This is a genomic window from Amycolatopsis sp. cmx-4-61 (assembly GCF_046548775.1).
Classification (GTDB): Bacteria; Actinomycetota; Actinomycetes; order Mycobacteriales; family Pseudonocardiaceae; genus Amycolatopsis.
This window is the reverse complement of record NZ_JAEBEI010000021.1, coordinates 118,589-137,143: the sequence shown is the minus strand read 5'-3', so window position 1 is coordinate 137,143 and position 18,555 is coordinate 118,589. Positions and strand designations below refer to the sequence as shown.

The window sequence follows — 18,555 nt, the reverse complement described above, 5'->3', positions numbered from 1 at the left end:
GCCCTGCTGCGGCGGCAGCAACGGCGCGATCACCGCCCACGCCTTATCTGTCAACTCACCGCGACCAACCACCGGACACGACTACCAGAGGTCCAGCTCCACCACTTACAGGACACGCCCTAGCCGCGGCTGGACGCCAACGGCTGGAAGTACCGCTACCGCGCCACCGGGGATCACGACGACCTCGGCGTGCACTTCGATGACCCCGAGGCGAACGCGCGGGGTCTGACCTGGATCGGTGACGGGCCGTACCGCGTCATGGTGAAGAGACTTCCGCTGGCACGGAGCCTGGGTGCCGCCCGACGACTGCGCGGCGACAGGCTGCCGTTGAGGCGATGTGGCTGCATCGCCTCAACGGCATCGCGCCGAAAGCACTCCTTATCGCTTCTGTACGGGTAATTGCAGGTAGGAGGCGTGCTCACCGCCGGTGTGGATGACGTGCTGTCCGGCGTTGGCCGGGTTGTACTCGACCAGCCTCGGCATCATCGGGCCCAAGAGGTGCCGGCCGCTGATGACGAAGCGGAGCTGTTCGCCGGGGTGGAAAGCGAGGCCGATCGGGAGCAGGTCGATCTCGATCTCGGCGATCTCGCCCGGTGCGAGCACGCTCGCCGAGGCCGCAGCGGCGCACGTCGACAGCCATGCCGGTCACACGCGCGGGCGCCGGGTCATAATCGTCTGAAAGCCCGCTGCGCGTCGCCCTCAAGCAAAAAGCGCAGGCGACGCGCAGCGGCGGATCCCGTTGATCAGGCGAGCAAGTCCGTCACCGGGATGACGTCAGGCTTGGGCGACGGCGCGCAGGTGAGCGCATCCGGCGCGGGTGTTCAGGCCTGAGCCATGCATCGGCGACCGGCCGGGCCACTGGGCTGACTCGCGCTCATCGTTATTCGGGAGGCACGCCTGGTTCGTCGCGCTGACCCGCGTTCAGAACCCGGAGTCGCCGGTGCCCCGCACCAGTGTGTAGCCACCGTCGTTCAGCAGACCGCCGGCTGCCGCGCCCGTCACTGTCGTGTGTGCGATCGAGGCGCTGCCCGTGGCGTTCGTTTCGATGCCGTACGTGCCGGCTCCGGCAATCATGACGCGGTCGAAGCTCAGCTGGGTGATCGACTTCTGGAAACTCAGCAGGACACCTTGGTACGTGCTGTCCGACACAGTCAGATCCTCCACGACGATCGGCGCCGCGATGGGTGCCGAGTCGGCGTAGATCCAGAGGGCGCCGATCGCCGAGTTCCAGTTGTCCTCGAAGCTGCCGGTGCGCAGGAGCGTGTTGCGCCGGATCGACGTCGTGCCGGACAGCGGCACCGGGTTGAAGCGGGTGCCGACCGTGATGCCCGAGCCCGCGGTCACGATGTCCGCGACGATGTTGTCCTCGACGCGGTTGCCGGTACCGCCGAAGATGCCGATGCCGTTTGCCAGCGCCGGTGACTGGACCGTGTTGAACGTGTACGCGCTGCCGGTGACGGCACTGCCTTCGGAGAACATTGCCAGCCCGTCATCACCGGTGTTGCGGACCATGGACTGGTCGATCCGCACATTGGCCACGTTGGCGTGGATGTTGACGCCGTCGGCGAAGGTGTCGCGGATCCGGGTGCCGACCACGTAGAGGCCGTTGGTGCCGGAGTCGGCCCACAGCCCGACCTTGGTGTGTTCGATCCACAGGTTCTGGATCAGCGAGCCGGCCCCGAAGTTGCCGTCCAGCGCGCCGTCCGAGCCGTTGTCGTCGCGGACCCGGACGTCACCGAAGATCGCGAAGTCGGCCAGCGTGACGTTGCTGCCCGTGCCGAAGAAGCCCCCTCGGGGACCAGTGCCCTGGATCACCGAGTAGCACGGCCCGGCGCCGTAGACCTCGACGCCCGCGACGTTAATCTTCGCCGTGATCCGGAATGTCCCAGCCGGGATCCACACCGGTTTGTTCTGGGCCGCGCCCGCCGCGATCGCGGCGTTGATGGCCGCGGTCGCGTCCGAGCCGTTGTTCGGGACTGCGCCGTAAGCAGTGATCGACAGTGCCCCCGCGGGAGCCGTCGCCGCGGCCGGCGCCTGTTCGGCGTCGAGCAGGTCGATGTCGTAGTACGCGGCCGTGCTCGACGTGTCCTTCTGCAGCTTGAGCACGGTGCCCGCGGGCCAGTCGCCGATCAGCGCGCGCGTCTCGTCGTAGAACCGGTGCGGGCTGCCCTGTGACGGCACGTTCGTGTACGGGTACGCGCCGTAGACCCAGCTGTAGTTCGAGGTCAGCGTCAGGTCCCGGATCTTGGTGCCGTTCGCGTAGAGCGCCAGCGGCGCCGTCTGCCCGGCGCCGTCCGCGGTGTCCGGAATGGAGAACCGCACGGTGACGGCGTTCGCAGGCTTGGTCAGGGCGAAGCTCACGGACTGCCCGGTGGCGCTCAGCCGCACCGCGCGGCGTCCACTCGATTCGGCCTGGACCGTGTGGAACGTGCGGCCGGCCGCGAGCGCGGTCCCGGTGGTGGTCCCGGCTTCGGCCTCGTACTCGGTGTACGGCGTCGTCGCGCCGCGCGCCGCCAGAGCGGTCTCGTTCGCGAGGACGACGCTGTCGACCAGCACGTCGCTGCCGGTGCCGGCCAGCTGCAGCGTGTTGACGCCGGCGCGGACCGGCACCGCCACCGTGGCCGTCCGCCAGCCGGTGCCCGACGGCAAGGACGCGATGCCGGCGTCACGGCCGTTCGCGGCCACCGCGAGGGTGCCCGAGTTCGCGAACCGGATCGTCGCGGTCGTCGTGCCGGGCGCGGCCACCGCATAAGTCCGGATCACGCGCGCGCCCGGCGTTGCGAACCCGGTCACGTATCCCGGCCCGGTGTAGCCCGCGGTGGCGGTGCCGACGGTCGCGCCGCCGGAGAGGAACGCCGCCTCCGCCTCGCCCGGACCTGCTGGCACCGAAGGTGTCACGGTGAGGTTGTCCAGGTTCACGTTGCCGGAGTCGTTGCTGTCGAAAGCGTACGCCACCGTGTGGTCGCCCGCGGTCAGCGTCGCAAGCTCGGTCGTCGATGTCCAGGTGTCCCAGTTCGCCGACGTGGGCAGTGATACCTGCCGCTGGCGGACGTTGTCGACGTAGAGCGAGAGCGTCATGGCGCTCCCGGTGCCGTTGGCGTACCGGAGGGCGAGCGACTGCGGCCCGGCGGTCGTCACCTTGACGGCGAACGACGTCCGTGCGGCACCCTTGTTCCCGTCGGTGTAACCGCCGACGAACCCGCTTCCGCTGTAGCCCGCGTGGTCGGCGGCAACGACGGCGCCGCCGGAAAGCGTCGCGTTTTCGGCTTCGTACAGCGGGCCCGCCTGCCCGGTCGCGGACGGCGTGACGTCGAGGCGGTCCAGATTGACATTGCCGCTGTCTGCCGAGCCGAAGGTGTAGGACACGTTGTGCGAGCCTGAGCCGAGGGTGACGGTCACGCTCGCCGATCCCCAGCTGTCCCAGTTCGCCGTGGGGGGCAGTGGAACCTGCTGTGCTGCCCCGGAGTCCACAGCGAGTGTGAGGGTCCGCGCCGACCCGGTGCCGTTCGCGTAGCCGAGGGCGAACGTGTACGAACCCGCCGAGGCGGCCGTGACGGCGAACGTCGTCCGCGCGGTGCCACGGTGGCTGTCGGTGTAACCGCCGACGAACCCGGTACCGCTGTAGCCGGGGTGGTCGGTCTCAACAGCAGCACCGCCGGAGAGCGTGGCGTTCTCGGCTTCCAGGCGGGTGGTCGCGGCGTGCGCCGGGACCGTGGGCAGGAGAGCGGTGAAGGTGAGCACCGCGACGGCCAGGACGCGGCCGCGGTGAGGTGGGGACGGGGACATCTGATTTCTCCCAACCGGAACTCCGGACGCGTCATTGCGTCCGTGGGACTTCGCGGCGGTCAGCCTTTGACGGCTCCGCCGAGCGCGTTTCCGCGCAGGAACATCCGCTGGAACACGAGGAACAGCACGACGGGGATGACCGTCGAAATAGCCAAGGCGGCGAGGAAGACGTCCAGCTCGACGAACTTCTGCAACGCCGGCAGCCGGACCGAAAGGGGCTGGACCGCCGGGTCGGGCAGCACCAGCATCGGCCACAGGAAGTCCTTCCAGGCGGCCACGATTGCGAACACCGAGACGACGCCGAGGATCGGGCGCGACATCGGCAGCACGACCGACCAGAACAACCTCAGTGGCCCGGCGCCGTCGACCCGGGCGGCTTCGAACACCTCACGGGGAAGGTTGTCGAAGAACCGTTGCACCAGGAGGATGTTGAACGCGCTGGCGCCCGAGGGCAGCCAGACCGCCCAGAACGAGTTGATCAGCGAGAAGTCCACCATTGACAGGTAAAGCGGCACCAGCAGCACGATCGCCGGCACGAACAGCGTCGTCAGGACGACCCCGGTGAGCACCTGCCGGTAGCGCGGTCGCAGTACCGACAGCGCGAACCCGGCCGTCGTCGCGACGATCAGCTGCACCAGCCACGACCCGGCGGCGACCCACACCGTGTTGAGGAAGTACTTGTCGATCTGCACCCGCGTCCACGCCGTCGAGAGGTTGGCGAAGTCGATCCCGTGCGGCCACAACGCGAGCGGATCGCGAAGCGTGTCCTGGGTCGGCGTGACCGCGGCCTTCGCCAGCCACAGCATCGGGCCGAGCCCGGCCAGGAACAACGCCGCGAGCAGGGCCGCGTGCAGCGTGCGGGCCGTGCGGCGGACGACCGGCCGCCGCCAGTCCGACGGCGAGAGCAGGGCGCGGGTCATGACTTGCTCCAGGAGCGGGTGAGGCGGAAGTACACCGCGGAGAACAGGCCCAGCACCACGGCGAGCAGCACGCTCAACGCGGTCGCCGCGCCGTAGTCGCCGCCGAGGCTGTCGGCGAAGGCGTAGTTGTAGACGAGCAGCAGGATCGTGGTCGTCGAGTGCGCCGGGCCGCCGCCGGTGAACAGGAACGGCTCGAGGAACACCTGCGCCGTGCCGACGATCTGCAGGATGAACGTGATCAGCAGGACCCCGCGCAGGTGCGGCAGCGTGACGTGCCAGACCTTGCCCCAGACCGACGCGCCGTCGATCTCGGCCGCCTCGTACTGCTCGGGCGGGACGCTGGTCAGCGCGGCCAGGTAGATGATGATCGTCGCGCCCGCCGCGGCCCACGTCGCCTCCGCGACCAGCGAAAACATCGCCGTCGACGCCGACTGCAGCCACGGCGCCGGGCTAATCCCGACGGCGCCGAGCACGGTGTTGAACACGCCGTTCGGGCTCGCGTCGTAGAAGAATTTCCACAGCAGCACGGCCACCACCGGCGGGATCACCACCGGCAGGTAGGCCAGCGCGCTGTAGAGGCCCTTTGCCCGCCGGACCTCGCTCATCAGCACCGCTGCGACCAGCGGGATCGGGTAGCCGAGCAGCAGCGCGAGCACGGCGAACCAGAGTGTGTTGCCGACGGCGTTCCACAGTTGCGGGTCGCTGAGCACGGCCTGGTAGTTGTCCAGCCCGACAAACACCGGGTCGGAGACGAGGTTGGTCTGCTGGAAGCTCATCACGACGGCCTGGCCGATCGGCCGCCACGAGAACAGCCCGAACACCACGACCATCGGCAGGAGGAACAGCACCGCGCCGAGGCCGCCGCCGCGCACCCAGGTCATGGGGGTGCGGCGGCGGGTCCGGGCCGGGCGCGGGGTGACAGCCGGCCGGGCCGCGGTGAGCGTCACGGCCGGTCCAGCAACGCCTGGGCCTGTGTCTGCGCGTCGGCGAGCAGGGCCGGGATGTCGGCGTCGCGGTCGGTCAGGACCTTCTGCGCGACCGGGTCGAGCAGGCCGTAGACCTGCTGGGTGGACCGGGTCGGCTCGGGGATCAGCGGCTGGCCGAACATCTTGTCCGTGTACGGCGTCATCTGCTTCACCGGCACGTTGACGTACTGCGCGATCCAGCCCATCCGCTGGTCGTAGGTCGCCTTGTCGAACACCGGCAGCTCGGGCGAGCCGACGGCTTCACCCGAGTCGGCCGTCGTCTTCGCGTCGGCGACCGCGGCGGCCTGGTCGGCCTGCTTCTGCAGGTAGTAGAAGTCGATCCACTTCACGGCCGCGGCCTTCACCGCGTCGTTCGCCTTCGCGTTGACGCCCGCGAGCGTGCCGCCGCCGAGGACACCGGCGTTCGCGCCATCCAGGGGGAGGGCCGTCACGCCGTAGTCGTCGGCCTTGATCGCGTTCTGCGCCTTGAGGGAGCCGTAGTTGCCGCCGCCGGAGACGTACATCCCGATCCGGCCGGCGGCGAAGTCCTGGTTGATGCCGTTCCAGTCGTAGAGGAAGTTGGCGCCCATGCTGTTGTCGTCCCACCGCATGGTGTGGATGGTCTGCAGCGCGCGGGCCATCTGCGGGGTGTTCAGCGTCGCCGTCGCCTTGTCCCCGGCCAGCTGTTCGGTGCGGCCGCCGAAGGCGTAGTCGAGCGTGGTGAGGATCCAGCCGCCGGTGTTGTCGGTGGTCAGCTGGGCGTACCCGGCCTGGCCGGTCTTCTGCGCGATCTGCTTCGCGTCCGCGCGGACCTCGTCCCAGGTGGACGGCGGCTTGTCCGGGTCGAGGCCGGCCTGCTTGAACAGCGTCCGGTTGTAGTGCAGGGCCTGGCCGTGCGCGGCGATCGGGACGGCCCACATCTTCCCGTCGGCGGCCGAGCCAGCCTTCGCGACCTCGGGGTTGAACTTCTTCGCGTACGGCAGCCCGTCGACCAGGGCGCTGATGTCGGCGAGCTGACGGCGTTCGATCAGGCCGCGGCCGTCGGTGAACGGCATCGTCAGGACGTCGGGGAGCGTGCCGCCCGCCAGCTGCGCGGTGAACGTCGTCGCGTCCCACTTGAACTCCTGCGGGGCCAGGTCGATCTTCGGGTTCGCGGTCTCGAACTGCGTCACCCGGGCGTTGAACGCGGCGACCGCGCCCTGGTCGAGGCCCGGTTCGATGGACACCTTCACGACGGTCTTGCCGTCGACGGTCGTGGTGTCGTCGGTGCTGGAACAGGCGGTCAGCGCGGCGACGGCGCACAGGCAGACCGCGGCAATCTTCGAGGACTTCATCGTCACTCCTGGCGGGGTTTCAGACTCGCAGCCAGACGGCTGTGTCGGTGGGCAACTGGGAGCCGGCCAGCTCGCCGCTGGCGAGCAGGACTTCGAGGTGGGCGGGAAGGTCGATCGGGGTGTCGCCGAAGTTGACCAGGCAGAGCAGGTCGTCTCCACGGCGGAAGGCGAGGACCTCGGCGCCATCCTCGGCTGCCCAGGCGAACTCCTCACCCCGCAGCGCGGGTTCGAAGCGGCGCAGCGCGATCATGGTGCGGTAGAGCGTCAACATCGATCGCGGATCGCCGTCCTGCCGTTCGACCGAGTAGTCACCCCAGTTCGCGGGCTGGGGCAGCCATGGTGTCGCCGGACTCGCGCTGAAGCCGTACGCGCTGCTCGTGTCGGCAGTCCAGGGCAGCGGGACACGGCAGCCGTCACGGCCGGGGTCGGTGCCGCCGGAACGAAAGTGCATCGGGTCCTGCAGCACTTCCAGAGGGAGATCTTCGACCTCGGGCAGACCCAGCTCGTCGCCCTGGTAGACATACAGCGAACCGGGCAGGGCCGCCGACAGCAGCGCAGCCGCGCGGGCCCGGCGTTGCGCCTTCGCCAGGTCGGTGGTGATTCCGAAGGCGCGGGCGACGAACCCGAACGAGCTGTCTTCACGGCCGTAGCGGGTGGCCGCGCGGGTGACGTCGTGGTTGGACAGTACCCATGTCGGCGGGGCGCCGACCGGGCCATGGGCATCCAGAGTGGACACGATCGCGGTGCGCAGCTCGGCCGCGTCCCATGGTCGCATCATGAAGTCGAAGTTGAACGCCGTGTGCATCTCGTCCGGCCGCAGGTAGCGGGCGAACCGGTGCGGGTCGGCCAGCCAGACCTCGCCGACCAGGACGCGCGGCTCGTTGTAGGAGTCGGCGACGGCCCGCCAGCTGCGGTAGATGTCGTGGATTTCGTCGCGGTCGACGAACGGGTGCGCCTCCGGCGTCACCTCGTTCGGCAGCTCGGGGTCCTTGATCGGCATCGTCGCGGAGTCGATGCGGATGCCCGCGACGCCCCGGTCGAACCAGAACCGCAGCACCTGCTCGTGCTCGCGGCGGACGTCCGGGTGGTTCCAGTTGAGGTCCGGCTGCTCGGGCGCGAACAGGTGCAGGTACCACTCCCCGGGGGTGCCGTCCGGGTTCGTGGTGCGGGTCCAGGTGCCGCCTGAGAAACTGGACTCCCAGTCCGTCGGCGGTCGTTCACCGTGCTCGCCGCGGCCCTCGCGGAACCAGAACCGTTGCCGCTCGGGCGATCCGGGCCCGGCGGCGAGCGCGGCGCGGAACCACTCGTGCTGATCGGAGACGTGGTTGGGGACGATGTCCACGATGGTCCGGATGCCCAGTTCGGTGGCCGCGGCGATCAGCTGTTCGGCCTCTTCGAGCGTGCCGAAGGCCGGGTCGATCGCGCGATAGTCGGCGACGTCGTAACCACCGTCGGCCAGCGGCGAGGAGTACCACGGCGTGAACCAGATGGCGTCCACGCCGAGGCTCTTCAGGTAGGGCAGGCGAGCGCGGATGCCGGCGAGGTCACCGGTGCCGTCGCCGTTGCCATCGGCGAAGCTGCGGGGGTAGATCTGGTAGATGACCGCGCCGCGCCACCACGACGCCGCCTGGACAGGCGGTGTGGTCAGCGGGCTGGTCGAGAGGTCGGTGGTCACAGGACTCCTGTTTGACTCGACAGCTTCCGGAGTGCGGCGAAACAAGCGACTCGGCCTCATCATCATGGATAAGGTTTAGCGCTACACTTCGCTAGACGGTAAGGTCGTCTCCAGGGTCCTGTCAACGGCCGGTCCCGTAGCCTCGGCGGGCGGGATAAGCGAGAGGAGTTCGAGGGTGCGCGTCACGCTGCGGGAGGTCGCCGAGCAGGCGGGCGTGAGCATGATGACCGTGTCGAACGTGATGAACGGCAACCGCGCGCGCGTCTCGCACCGAACCATCGAGAAGGTCCAGCGCATCGCGGACGAGCTCGGATACGTCCCGAGCGCGTCGGCCCGCAGCCTCGCGACGAAGGCCTCCCGGCTGGTCGGGCTGCTGGTGCCGGCCGCGGACGAGGACAGTCTGATGATCAGCCCGCACACCATGGCGATCGCCGGTCTGATCGAACGCGAGCTGCGCAAGTACGGCTACCACCTGCTGTTGCGCGGCGTCGCGCATCCGGACGAAGTGGCCGAAGCGCTACGCTCCTGGAGCCTCGACGGCGCGATCCTGCTCGGCTTCCTCGACGAGGAGGTCGGCAAGCTGACCAAGAAGACCATCGGCGCGGTCCACGTCGTCGCGATCGACAGCTATTCGAAGAACCCCCTGACAACGGGTACGCGCTCCGACGACTTCACCGGTGCCCGGCTGGCGGCTCGGCATCTGCTGGAGCTCGGCCACCGCCGGATCGTGTTCGCCGGCCCGGCGTTCAGCGGCGTCGGCGTGGTCCACGAACGTTTCGAGGGGTTCGGCCAGGCCTTCGCGGACGTCGGCGCCGAGCGTCCCGGCCTGGTCGAGGCGGTCAACACGACGTATGCTGAAGGCCGTGAACTGGGGCTCGTCCTGCCAGCGCGCCACCCGGATGTGACAGCGGTGTTCGCCACGGCGGACATCCTCGCGGTCGGCATCGTCCACGGCCTGACAGAAGCGGGCACGCGCGTCCCGGAGGACGTTTCGGTGGTCGGCTTCGACAACCTGGATCTGTGCGACTACGTCACCCCGAAGCTGACCACGGTGTCGCAGGACATCGTGCGGAAGGCATCGACGGCGGTGTCGATCCTGCTGGGCTCGATCGAGCAGGGCGAGCGGCCGAAGCAACCAGTGACGGTTGACGTTTCCCTCGTCGAGCGCGAGTCGACTGCACCGGTTGCGCCGCCACGGAAGTGAGCAGCTGTCTTCCCTCGAGAAGATTCCCTGTTTCCTGTTGGACGGCAGCTTCCCGACTTCAATCGCTCATCACGGTAGACCGGGCCGGTGCATCGGCCCGCGTAACGGCGCGAGGCGTGCGCCAACCTGACCAGACAGCACGGACTGTGCTGCTGAAACAGCTAGGACATAGTGCAGAGTGGCGCAGCATCCGACTTGCTTTGCAAGCATCGCATCGGAAATAGGGCTCGTTCGCGGTGCACTACCCGAGGAGAAGGATGATCCACCGTAATGCGCTCGTGCCGCCCGGCGTGGCATTCTCGCCTCGCTTGATCTGCATCAGCGGAGACCGCCTGATCCATCCATCGGACAACCTCGGCGACGAAGCCCGGATCGTGGTGCGCTTGGCGCGTGGGTGGTTGCCTGAAACCTGGCGGGCGCACCGGCACTTCACCGACCGTGGTGCCGCAGGCCGAGAGAAACGTTGCTATTCCGACGATGATGTCACCGGCTGGTTGCTGCTGGATCCACGTCCGGGATCCCTTGCCTGGCAGGTCCGCATGGGAAAACTTGACATCACCACGGCGCTGACTGCCGAAGCCGAAATCTGGCCATGGTGATCCCACCCGGGCGCCGACGGCGATCAGTTCGCCATATTGCGCCGGTTGCACTTAACCCTGAACCGGTGGTGCTGGCGAACACCAACACCACCGGATGGTGGGTGTGCGGTTCGTTGACTCCCGGTCCGACGCCCGGGTGCAGGTCGCCGACTTCCTCGCCGGCGTGGCCAGGCGAATCGCCTACGACGACCTGAACGGCCGCGGCGACGTCCGGCTGACCGGGCTGCTCTGGCGGCCGCGGTCCGCGTTGTCGAACAGCGCGCTCCCCGACTGGGCTGGGCACATGGCTGAGCTCCTGAAGCACGCCGCCTCGTGGGACACGCTGCTGCTCGCCCTGCTGATCTACGGGTTCGCACCAGGGTTTGTATTGCGACTCCTGGTGAAGCTGTACCCGGAGGACGACCCCCGGCGGCGCGAGCTGGTCGCCGAACTGTACGCCGTGAAGCGGCTCTGGCGGCCGTTCTGGGTAGCTGACGCGCTCGGCGCCGTGCTGGTCGAAGGACTTCCCCGCCGACTCGCGGACCTCCGAGGGGTCCTTGTTAGGGCCACACTCCGGAAGGTCTTGGAGATGCGCCTTCACAAATTCCGCCGCGGCAACGGCGACGACCGCATCCTTGGCGATCCCGGCGACTTCGGCCCTCCCGGCGATGGTTGGCTCTAGGCGACAGCAGGCGGTCAGGCGAGTCAGGTGACGGCGAGGACGTCGACGCGCTCCTAGTCGTCCGGCACCAGGAAGTTCACCAGCCGCGCCCCTCGGCGAAGGCCAGCACGCGCATCGTGGACTTCAGCTTTGCGCGTGACTTGCAGCACGTGCGTCCATCGCAAGTCCGGACAGGTCGGTCACGTCGTCGGGACGGATCGGGCGGTCGTGTGCCAGTTCGAGCAAGGGCTGGAATATCTTCCTGACGGCGGGGGACACTCGCGGGAGCCGCGCCAGCGGGCTACCGCCCGCCTGCTGCAGCACTTCGAGTCGGGCCCGGCTGGTCGGTGCCGAAGGCAGGCTGTCGAGGAGCCAGTCGGACGCGGCGTCGGCCAGCGGCCCCAGTGTAAGTACCGGCACGGTGGCGTCCACCCGCGCCGGCCGGATCAGCCCCAGCGGCCCGGAATGCTGTCCGGCAGGGTGGCACCTTCCTCCGCGACGCGCTCCAGGGATCAGCTCCTCGTAACCCCGCGGTGCTCGCCAGGGCCGGGCCGACGGATTGCCGGGGTGAGTCAAAGCCAAGACGCACAGATGCCGAAAGGGGATGTGCAGTCATGGTGACTCTGCGCTACGATGTCTGCATGATCTCCCCAAACACGGGAGATATCCCACGCGTGGGGGTTCAAGTCCCTCGGACACAGTATTACCCCACGGATCGCGAAACGCGATCTTGAAGCTGGGGCGATCGTAGCCTAAGGGATGTCTCGTAACTCGTGTTGTGGTTGGTGGGCTGGTGTTGCCGGTCAGTCGGTGAGGAGGATGTTGTGCAGGTGCGCGATGCCGGACACGGTGTCGGCGAGTGTGCTCCCGGCTCGGCGGTAGTCGCGGAGGATTTTGAAGTTCTTCATCCGGGACAGGACATGCTCGACGCGGGCGCGGATTGTGCGGTGAGTCGCGTTGAGGTCCTCCTTCCAGGCCGGCAACTCGCTGCCGTCGCGGGGTTTGCGGTAAGGCATGACCAACCCGGGATTGCCTTGGTAACCACCATCGGCCATCACCTGTCGATCGGCGAGCTGGTCGGCGATGCCGGAGTCGCGGTAGACGGTGCAGTCGTTGCGGCTGCCCGGCTGCGGGTCGCCGGTGGCGATCACCAGTCTGGTCTCGGCATCGATCGCGACCTGCACGTTGGTCGAATATCGGTAGTTCTTCGACGGCGTCGCCAGCCGGTGATCCCGGGTCGGGACCAGGGTGCCGTCTACGATCGCCACGGAGTCGACCCGGCGTTTGCGGACCGGCGCAAGCGCCAGCAGCGGCCCGATCGTGTCGATCACCCGGTGCGCCGCGGAGTGCGACACCCCGAACAGTGGCCCGATCTGGCGCATCGTCAGGTTCGTCCGCCAGTAGGTCGCGACCAGCAGAACCCGGTCGGCCAGCGGCAACGCCCGCTGCCGGCCCGGGCGACCGTCGGCGATCTCGTCCCCGCCCCGCTTCGCCACGACTCGCACCAGCTTGCGGAACTGGCCCGGCTCCAGCCCGGTGAACGGGGCAATCCATTCCGGCCGCGACGCCGTGATCACCTGCACCACGACATGATCAACTATCACAACGTTCCACACGTCCCGACACTGGGGTTACGAGACATCCCTTAGTACTGCATTGGGTCTGAGTTGACTCCGGCCCGCGTGGGCGGATGAGGTGGGCGTCGCGGCGGGCTGTTGGATCTGGTATTTGAACCGGGCTGAATACCGGCGAAACGTCGCATTCCTCCCCGGGGGTTTACCCAGCATGAGCCACGTACGTCCGCGTCATCCGCGCCGCTCGTCCTGCCGTACCCTCGGTCCGTCAGCTCGTAGGCTGTAAGGAGGGGAATGGCCGACGACGTCGACGGCGCTGTGGAACCGGCGGCCGTCCGGAACCAGATCACCGGCTCGCCGGGGACCGCGATCCAGCTCCGCGACTTGAAGGGTGACCTGTACGTCAATTCGACGGTCTTCACGCACGGATACCCGGGTTCGCTGGTCGACGATCTTGCCGAGGCGGTCAGGAAACAGTGGGAAGGCGAAGCTGCCCGTCGTGACCTGAACGACCCGTACCCGTTGCCGATCCGGTGGTCGCCCGCGCCGCCCGAGTTGTTCTCGCCGTGGGCCGACCTCGTGCAGCTCGCCACCTGTGGGGTGGGCTGGCCTCCTTCAACCGGGGCAGCCAGCTGGGCACGAAGCGCCGAGGAGCTGGCCGGTCGCGACGGGGAGCTCGTCGATGCGTGGGCGAAGATCCCGACAGGGCGGCTGGTTGTCCTGGGCGAACCGGGCTCGGGCAAGACGATCCTGGTGGTGCGGCTGGTGCTCGACTTGCTTGCGCCGGGACGGCGGAAGGCGGGGGACCCGGTTCCTGTGCTGCTGTCGATGGCGTCGTGGCGTCCAGAGGCCGAGGGGCTGGCCTCCTGGCTCGAGGCGCGCCTGATTGTCGACTTCCCGGCCCTCGCACGCCGTGCGGCAAACACCCTCGACGCCGATCGGACCACCTTGGCCCGCACGTTGCTGGAGCGTGGGCAGATCATCCCGATCCTGGACGGCCTGGACGAGATGCCCGCCTCGGCACGGCGGGCGGCTGTCGCCGAAGTCAACCGGATGATCCAGCCGGGCCGACGCATCGTCCTGACAAGCCGTACCGACGCGTATCGCGATGTCGCGAACCCCGGCTTCGGCACCGGTGTCGCCCTGACCGCCGCGGCCGGCATCAGACTTGACCGCCTGCCGGGCGCGGACGCGGCCGCCTACCTGCGCAGGGCGGCCGGCGGTCCATCCGGCGCGCAGCGCTGGGACGATGTCGGTGCCGCACTGACCTCCGGGGCGGGGGACACGGCGGTGTCTCGCGGACTGGTGACGCCGTTGATGGTGGCGCTGGCCCGCGCGCTCTACGACCCGGGTCCGGGAATCACTGCCGACACTGCCCGGGAGCCGGGCGAGTTGCTGGGCTTCTCGCGGCCGGAGCAGATCGAGGAGCACCTGTTTCGTGGTTTCGTCGGGGCGGTGTATCGCCCTCGCCCCGGTGCCAAGCGACGGTGGACGGCGGGGCAGGCGGAAGAGTGGCTGGGCTTTCTTGCCCACCACCTCGAACGTGACCGGCGCGGTGCCCCCGGCTTCGGCTGGTGGCAGTTGCCTGGAGTGTTTCGGACCGGGTCACGAAGAGAGGCGGCACTGGTACTGCCGGTACTCCTCGTAGCTCTTTTCGCCGGCGGCACCACGGCCGTCCTGTACGGCATGGATGGTAATGGCGTGACGGCGGGAGCTCAGGTTGCGGCCACGGCCGTCGTGGTCGGGTGGGTGACGCAGCGTTTCACCGGCCGCACCGGGGCAGCCGCGGTTGCTGCGCTGCTCGGCTGGATGGCGGGCTGGTTCACCTCCGGGGAGATCAGCCCGCTCGGCGTGCCTGGTCCCGGCTCGGTGATGGTCTCACTCCTCGCGGGGCTTGCCGCGGGCTTGACTGCTTCGCCGACGGTGGTTCGTTCCGCCGGCTTCCCTGCTGTACTTGAGGTTGTCGTGGCGGCGCTGCCGGTCTACGGGCTGGCCGAAGTCGCTTCCTTTCGGTTCGACGCCCTCGGCATTAGCAGTCCGTTGACCTTCTCGACCCTCTTTGCCGCTGCGTATTTCAACGCACTGGCCTGCGCGCTTACGGCCGGGCTCCTCACCGGCATCACCCTGCGTATCGTGGCCATGCCGCACACGGCGTCTGGGTGCCTGGACCGGCACCCGGTTCTGGCCGGCGGCCTCGTGGCTGTCGTCTTCGGTGCGTCGAACGGTGCGGCGGCGGCCACGGCGCAGATGGTCAGCGACGGAATGATCACGGGGTGGCTGGGTGGCCCTAACCGATCGCCGTTGTCGATGGGGCTTGCCAATGGAGTGTCCGATGGGCTCGTGGCCGGGGTGGTTGTCATGCTGTGCCTGACGTTAACGGGGCCGCGGTCACCGGCTCGCGGCCGTCTGACGGCGCACCCGGTCGTCAACGGGCTCCTGGCAGGTGTGCTCTTCGGTGTGGTCGGACAGTGGGCAGGGCGGGCAAGCGATCTGAGTTCGGTGGCTGATTGCATCGCCCGGTTCCTGGTCATGGGGCTGCCCGTCGGTTGCGGCGTCGGCCTGGCCACCTGGCTTGCTGCAGGGATTCCGGTTGCCGGGCGGCAGTTCGGTAAGTCGGGAATTCTTGCCGGGCTGGTTGCCGGGGTTACTGTCGGTTTAGCGGAGCTGCGTGTTTCCTCGGTTGCATACGGGATGGTCGCTGGTGTGGCCGCAAGCGTGGCGGTGATGGCTTCGGTCGGACTGGCCATCCGTCTGAAAGCCGGGAGGCTGGGCGGTAGTGGGCATCGCCTGTCGGCATCGCTGTTCGGCTTGGCGGCGGGCTGGTTCTACGCCGTCAATTACGACTTCACGGCGGCGTGCGCGATCGGTGTCGTTGTCGCGTTTTCGGTCGATCTCGCCCGCAAGCTCGGCATGGCCGGGACACCGGTGTCAGTTCTGGGTTTCGACTGGCGGAAGTCGGTGCTCGGGCTCGTCGTGGGAGCACTGTCCGGAATCAGCTGGGGCAGTATCGTCGGTGTCCGGCCCGGGTTATTCGTCGGCGCGCCGATCGGAGTGGCAATGGGGCTGCTCTACGCAATGGAGGCACCGAAGCGTGTCGATGTCGTCCGATCTCCCCGGGAGTCATTGGCGCGGGATCGGGCGGTGTTCCTGGCCATCTCAGGAGTCGTCGGTATCTGCTTGGCGACGGTGGTGGGTTTCACCGAGAGCAGAGGCGATGCGTTCACGTCGGTTGCCGGATCACTTGCCGCGGCCTGTTCCGGGCTGGCGGCGGGTGTGCTGGTGGCCTCGGCGCACACCGTATGGGGTGGGTATTGCTGGCGGCTCTGCGTGCTCGCGCTTCGGAAGCGGATCCCGTGGTCGTTCGCGTCGTTCCTCGCGGACGCTCACACCCACCACGGGGTACTGCGGCAAGACGGGAGCTACTACCAGTTCCGCCATCTGGGATTGCAGCGGAGTCTGTCGCGCACCTACGCAGCGTGTACCGGTCATCCGGATGGCCCGCGTGACGACGGGCTCGCCTGAGCCTGACGTCGGATGGCCAGAGTGCTCTGGTCGTCATTAATGCGATCGCGCGGCTCCAGTCGATGCGTCGTCGGGGCGGTAGTGGCGGATCAGAACACATGCTCGGTCGATGTCGGGAAAGGCATCGCGACGGCGGGAGTGCAGGGCGCGCTGGTGCAGGTAGTCGGTGACCTGGTAGCCGGCGATGGTGCCCATACCGGCGGTCGTCGAGTGCGGCGGCGATGACCGCCTTGGCGTAGGTGGTTTCCTGGTTCCAGTGGCGGATCAGTTTGTGCCCGCGGCCGTCACCCGTGTGAAGCTGGCGTCGGGGGTGTCGAGCGCGACCCGGATCCGGGGATCGGTGCGGGAGAGGTGGCTGCGGCGGTCAGCGCGACATGTGCACGTCAGGCCGGGGCTGAGGTGGGGGCCAGTGCGCGGGGAGGTGTGCAGGCCGTGTGACTTTAAGCTACGATTGGTGGCATGATCTCCCCAAATACGGGAGATATCCCACGTGTGGGGGTTCAAGTCCCTCGGACACAGTATTACCCCACGGATCGCGGAACGCGATCTTGAAGCTGGGGCGATCGTAGCCTAGCTCGAATCAATCTTCTCCAGTCGCCATCCGGCGCCGTCGTAGACGACGAACCGTCCCGAGCCTCGTAGCGCAGTCGCGACGCGGCTGCTTCGTGTCCGAACTGACTCCAGCGTGGCGTGGCCGTCCCCGTCTTGAACGCCGAGCCGGACATGGATCTCGTCCACGAGGTGATCTTCGCGAATGTAGAGCGTCTTCGGCCGCGACTGGCCCGCGCGTTGAGTGCTGGTGTGGCCATGGCGGCAGCGGTACGTCGGTCGCCCGTGGTTCCAGTGCGAGTCCAGCCGTCGGTCGCAGACTCCGCAGTGGATCAGGCCAGCCAGCGCGAACCGACGAGTCCGGCCGTCGCTGGCTGGTCGGGCCGCCCGGATCTGCTGAGCGGCGATGAAGTCCTGCTCGGTGACGAGCGCACGATGTGCAGCCTTCGCCGACAGGGCCGGCGTTGCGGTTGGGCCGCTGGTGTCGGTAGCGCGGCGGTTCCAGGTCTGGCGGCCGGTGTAGCGCGGGTTCGCCAGGATCACGGCGACGGTACGCAGCGTCCAGGCTCCGCGGGTGCGGTGCCGGTTGCGGTCCGGGTCGGCGCTCGACGGACAGGGGACACCGCGTTCGTTGAGGTGTCGGGCGATGCTGGCGACGCTGTGCCCGGCCAGACGCTGCTGGAACATCCACGCTACGTGTGGCGCGGTTCGTGGGTCGGGCTCAAGCCGCTGGAGGCGTCGGCCCCAGCGAGCATCTGCCAGGTTGGGGTGCGGCCCGGCGTCGACGAGCTGGTAGCCGTAGGGTGGTCGGCCGCCGAGGTAGCGTCCTTGCTGGGTGACCTGGTTATGCATCGCCGCCAGCACCCGGTGGCGGGCGCGTAGCACTTCGCGCTGCGACTGGGTCGCGAGAAGCGACAACAGCGCCCGGTGATCGCGGTTCGCGAGGTCGACTGGACCTCCTGTCTCGGGCAGCCACAGCTGGATGCCGTGCCGCGTGCACCAGGCGTAGAGGGTCGCGAACTGGGTGCCGGTAAAGGCACGCTCGTACTCGCCGACCACGATCGCATCGATCACGGATTCAGGGCTCGAGGCCGCAGTCATGAGCTGGGCGGCCTGAGGGCGTTGTCGCCAGGGGATGCGGCGTGAGGTGCCGGCGTCGAAGTAGGTGGCGACGACTTGGCCGTGGCCCACGACCAACTCGTCGGCCATGTCGCGTTGCCAGCCCTGTGATGAGACGCGGTCTTGGTGGCGGGTGGTCGAGGTGCGGCCGTAGAAGGCGAACCGCAAATCACTGACATGGTCGGGGCGGTTAGAGGTGGTGGTTGCCGGCTTCTTGGCGTTCATCCACTGCGCCAGCAGGTCGGCCGTGCCAGCAGGTGGTGCGACCTGAGGCGAGGGCGGGTGCGGTGGGATCACGCTGGACGGATGTCGCGGCCGTTGGGTCATGACGGCGCGCTCCGAGCAGTTCATCCGATCAGCGCAGTCGCGAGGCGTCATTGAGGACTGTATAACGCCCTATGCGGCGACGATCTCCAGTAGTCCCACTGTCTGTTGGGTCCGCATGGCGCTCGACTGGCGAAACGTTATCGATTTCCTTCGAGAGGGTGTAACAGCGGATGGCCGGCCGCCGACCCATCAACCGTACGTAGCGGTGATCGTCGATCTTGCTGGGCGGAGCGGGATTTACTGGGCCGTCCCAGTGACTTGGTGTTGACGTTGCACCTCTCGTTCGGCAAACGTGAAAAGGGGCCACGATCCTGTGGTTGAGACGACTTCGTCGGAGGTTC

14 protein-coding genes are annotated in these 18,555 nt (G+C 68.2%); 4 read left to right on the top strand and 10 right to left on the bottom strand.

The features are described from left to right. Nucleotides 1-378: 378 nt before the first annotated feature. The 6 genes from ACLJOU_RS39415 to ACLJOU_RS39390 all read right to left on the bottom strand — a co-directional run bounded on the left by ACLJOU_RS39415 (nt 379) and on the right by ACLJOU_RS39390 (nt 8,680). Nucleotides 379-603: a CocE/NonD family hydrolase C-terminal non-catalytic domain-containing protein gene (locus tag ACLJOU_RS39415; RefSeq protein WP_410574370.1), complete on the bottom strand. Its 225-nt coding sequence runs from the start codon at nt 601-603 to the stop codon at nt 379-381. A gap of 318 nt (nt 604-921) precedes the next feature. Next, complete coding sequence (locus tag ACLJOU_RS39410; RefSeq protein WP_410574369.1) at nt 922-3,786, bottom strand: carbohydrate-binding protein; 2,865 nt, start codon at nt 3,784-3,786, stop codon at nt 922-924. 59 nt (nt 3,787-3,845) lie between these two features. Beyond that, nucleotides 3,846-4,706, bottom strand: coding sequence for a carbohydrate ABC transporter permease (locus ACLJOU_RS39405; protein ID WP_410574368.1), 861 nt, complete (start codon nt 4,704-4,706; stop codon nt 3,846-3,848). Next, nucleotides 4,703-5,653: a carbohydrate ABC transporter permease gene (locus tag ACLJOU_RS39400; RefSeq protein ID WP_410574367.1), complete on the bottom strand. Its 951-nt coding sequence runs from the start codon at nt 5,651-5,653 to the stop codon at nt 4,703-4,705. The genes ACLJOU_RS39405 and ACLJOU_RS39400 overlap by 4 nt, the downstream gene beginning before the upstream one ends. Beyond that, nucleotides 5,650-7,005, bottom strand: coding sequence for an ABC transporter substrate-binding protein (locus tag ACLJOU_RS39395; protein ID WP_410574366.1), 1,356 nt, complete (start codon nt 7,003-7,005; stop codon nt 5,650-5,652). Before ACLJOU_RS39395 ends, ACLJOU_RS39400 begins: the two co-directional genes overlap by 4 nt. A gap of 19 nt (nt 7,006-7,024) precedes the next feature. After that, nucleotides 7,025-8,680 carry a glycoside hydrolase family 13 protein gene (locus ACLJOU_RS39390; protein ID WP_410574365.1) on the bottom strand — a complete coding sequence of 552 codons (1,656 nt, stop codon included), beginning with the start codon at nt 8,678-8,680 and terminating at the stop codon, nt 7,025-7,027. Nucleotides 8,681-8,855: 175 nt separating this feature from the next. On the opposite strand from ACLJOU_RS39390, the gene ACLJOU_RS39385 reads away from it, so the two are divergent. The 3 genes from ACLJOU_RS39385 (at nt 8,856) to ACLJOU_RS39375 (ending at nt 11,144) form a co-directional block, all read left to right on the top strand. Then, nucleotides 8,856-9,884, top strand: coding sequence for a LacI family DNA-binding transcriptional regulator (locus tag ACLJOU_RS39385; RefSeq protein ID WP_410574364.1), 1,029 nt, complete (start codon nt 8,856-8,858; stop codon nt 9,882-9,884). A 257-nt stretch (nt 9,885-10,141) separates the two neighbouring features. Further along, a complete protein-coding gene (locus tag ACLJOU_RS39380) occupies nt 10,142-10,483 on the top strand; it encodes a hypothetical protein (RefSeq protein ID WP_410574363.1) in 342 nt (113 codons plus the stop codon). A 103-nt stretch (nt 10,484-10,586) separates the two neighbouring features. After that, nucleotides 10,587-11,144 carry a hypothetical protein gene (locus ACLJOU_RS39375; protein ID WP_410574362.1) on the top strand — a complete coding sequence of 186 codons (558 nt, stop codon included), beginning with the start codon at nt 10,587-10,589 and terminating at the stop codon, nt 11,142-11,144. A 123-nt stretch (nt 11,145-11,267) separates the two neighbouring features. Here the strand turns inward: ACLJOU_RS39375 and ACLJOU_RS39370 are convergent, their stop codons facing one another. After that, nucleotides 11,268-11,555: a hypothetical protein gene (locus ACLJOU_RS39370; RefSeq protein ID WP_410574361.1), complete on the bottom strand. Its 288-nt coding sequence runs from the start codon at nt 11,553-11,555 to the stop codon at nt 11,268-11,270. Nucleotides 11,556-11,926: 371 nt separating this feature from the next. Continuing rightward, a complete protein-coding gene (locus ACLJOU_RS39365) occupies nt 11,927-12,706 on the bottom strand; it encodes a transposase family protein (RefSeq protein WP_410574360.1) in 780 nt (259 codons plus the stop codon). A 285-nt stretch (nt 12,707-12,991) separates the two neighbouring features. On the opposite strand from ACLJOU_RS39365, the gene ACLJOU_RS39360 reads away from it, so the two are divergent. Beyond that, nucleotides 12,992-16,219, top strand: coding sequence for an NACHT domain-containing protein (locus ACLJOU_RS39360; RefSeq protein ID WP_410574359.1), 3,228 nt, complete (start codon nt 12,992-12,994; stop codon nt 16,217-16,219). Between the two features lie 36 nt (nt 16,220-16,255). Here the strand turns inward: ACLJOU_RS39360 and ACLJOU_RS39355 are convergent, their stop codons facing one another. After that, nucleotides 16,256-16,414: a hypothetical protein gene (locus ACLJOU_RS39355; RefSeq protein WP_410574358.1), complete on the bottom strand. Its 159-nt coding sequence runs from the start codon at nt 16,412-16,414 to the stop codon at nt 16,256-16,258. Nucleotides 16,415-16,789: 375 nt separating this feature from the next. Beyond that, nucleotides 16,790-18,265, bottom strand: a complete 1,476-nt coding sequence (locus ACLJOU_RS39350) for a recombinase family protein (RefSeq protein WP_410574357.1) — start codon at nt 18,263-18,265, stop codon at nt 16,790-16,792. Between the last annotated feature and the right edge of the window lie 290 nt (nt 18,266-18,555).